Here is a 2,349-nt window from a genome sequence, read left to right on the forward strand (position 1 = left end):
GCTGTCGGCGCCGGTCAGATTGTCGCCGTCATGGGTCTCAAGGACACCACGACCGGTGAGACGCTGGCCGATCCCAACAAGCAGATCGTCCTCGAGTCGATGACGTTCCCCGCTCCCGTGATCCAGGTCGCGATTGAGCCCAAGACCAAGAGCGACCAGGAGAAGCTCGGCACCGCCATCCAGCGCCTCGCCGAGGAAGACCCGACGTTCCAGGTCCACACCGACGAAGAGACCGGTCAGACGATCATCGCCGGAATGGGCGAGCTTCACCTCGACATCCTCGTCGACCGCATGAAGCGCGAGTTCAACGTTGAAGCCAACGTCGGCAAGCCGCAGGTCGCCTACCGCGAGACGATCAAGCGCAAGGTCGAGAACGTCAGCTACACCCACAAGAAGCAGACGGGTGGCTCGGGCCAGTTCGCCAAGGTCATCATCAGCATCGAGCCGACCGGCGTCTCCGTCGGTGGCGAGGGTGGCTACGAGTTCGTCAACAACGTCTCGGGTGGCCGCGTGCCTCGCGAGTACATCCCATCGGTTGGTGCCGGTGCCGAAGACGCCATGCAGTTCGGCGTCCTTGCTGGCTACCAGATGGTCGACGTCAAGGTGACCCTCGAGGACGGCGCGTACCACGACGTCGACTCCTCGGAGCTCGCGTTCAAGCTCGCCGGATCGATGGCGTTCAAGGAAGCAGCACGCAAGGCCGATCCAGTGATCCTCGAGCCCGTTTTCGCGGTCGAGGTCACCACGCCCGAGGACTACATGGGCGACGTGATCGGCGACCTCAACTCTCGCCGTGGCCAGGTAAACGCCATGGAAGAGGGCATGGGAGGCGTCAAGATCGTCAAGGCGATCGTCCCCCTGTCCGAGATGTTCGGGTACGTCGGCGACCTGAGGTCCAAGACTTCAGGCCGTGCGTCATACTCGATGCAGTTCGACTCCTACGCGGAGGTCCCCAAGGCCGTCGCTGAAGAGATCATCAAAAAGGCCCGCGGCGAGTAGCCACCGGACCATCTATAAGATGGCCTGAGGTTCTCGCAAGTTTGAGGCCAACGGCGTTCAACCAGCAACCAATTCTAAGAAGGAGCCCCAAGTGGCTAAGGCGAAGTTCGAGCGGACCAAGCCGCACATGAACATCGGCACCATCGGTCACATCGACCACGGTAAGACGACTCTTACTGCGGCGATCACCAAGGTGCTGCACGACAAGTACCCGGACCTCAATGAGGCCTCGGCATTTGATCAGATCGACAAGGCGCCCGAAGAGAAGCAGCGCGGCATCACGATCTCGATCTCGCACGTGGAGTACCAGACGGAGAACCGTCACTACGCCCACGTCGACTGCCCGGGACACGCGGACTACGTCAAGAACATGATCACGGGTGCGGCTCAGATGGACGGCGCGATCCTCGTGGTCGCCGCCACCGACGGCCCCATGCCCCAGACGCGTGAGCACGTGCTGCTTGCTCGCCAGGTCGGCGTGCCCGCGATGGTCGTTGCGCTCAACAAGTGCGACATGGTTGACGACGAAGAGATCCTTGAGCTCGTTGAGCTTGAGGTTCGTGAGCTCCTGAGCGATCAGGAGTTCGACGGCGACAACGTTCCCGTCGTCAAGGTTGCCGCTCACCCGGCTCTCCAGGGCGATGCCAAGTGGGGCGAGTCGATTCTCGAGCTCATGCAGGCTGTGGATGACTACATCCCCATGCCGCAGCGTGACACCGACAAGCCGTTCCTCATGGCCATCGAAGATGTCTTCACGATCACCGGTCGCGGCACCGTCGTCACCGGCAAGATCGAGCGCGGCATCATCAAGGTCAACGAGACGGTCGACATCGTCGGTATCCGCGAAGAGAAGCAGACCACGACGGTCACCGGTATCGAAATGTTCCGCAAGTTCCTCGACTCGGGTGAGGCTGGCGAAAACGTCGGTCTGCTCCTTCGTGGCACGAAGCGCGAAGATGTCGAGCGCGGCCAGGTTGTCATCGCTCCCGGCACCACGACTCCCCACACGGAGTTCGAGGGCCAGGCGTACATCCTGTCGAAGGAGGAGGGTGGCCGTCACACGCCGTTCTTCAACAACTACCGTCCGCAGTTCTACGTGCGCACCACGGACGTCACCGGCGTCGTCACGCTGCCTGAAGGCACCGAGATGGTCATGCCCGGCGACAACACCGAGATGAGTGTTCAGCTGATCCAGCCGATCGCTCTCGAAGAGGGCCAGCGGTTCGCCATCCGTGAGGGTGGACGTACGGTTGGCGCTGGTCGCGTCACCAAGATCACCAAGTGAGCCTGTTCCACTAAGGCTTTCTGACAAGCCCCGTCTGCTTCGGCAGGCGGGGCTTTGTCGTTCCC

2 protein-coding genes are annotated in these 2,349 nt (G+C 61.9%); both read left to right on the forward strand.

Features of this window, described 5'->3' with window-relative positions:
- A partial coding sequence (locus tag V6M39_RS12895; protein ID WP_442880800.1) for an elongation factor G occupies window positions 1-999 on the forward strand: 999 nt, incomplete at its 5' end.
- A gap of 91 nt (window positions 1,000-1,090) precedes the next feature.
- The gene (gene tuf / locus V6M39_RS12900) at window positions 1,091-2,284 is read left to right on the forward strand and encodes an elongation factor Tu (RefSeq protein ID WP_332644219.1); all 1,194 of its coding nucleotides are present in this window, start codon (window positions 1,091-1,093) and stop codon (window positions 2,282-2,284) included.
- The last annotated feature ends 65 nt before the right edge of the window (window positions 2,285-2,349 follow it).

Origin of the sequence: Aeromicrobium sp. (assembly GCF_036675695.1) — a bacterium.
GTDB lineage: Bacteria > Actinomycetota > Actinomycetes > Propionibacteriales > Nocardioidaceae > Aeromicrobium.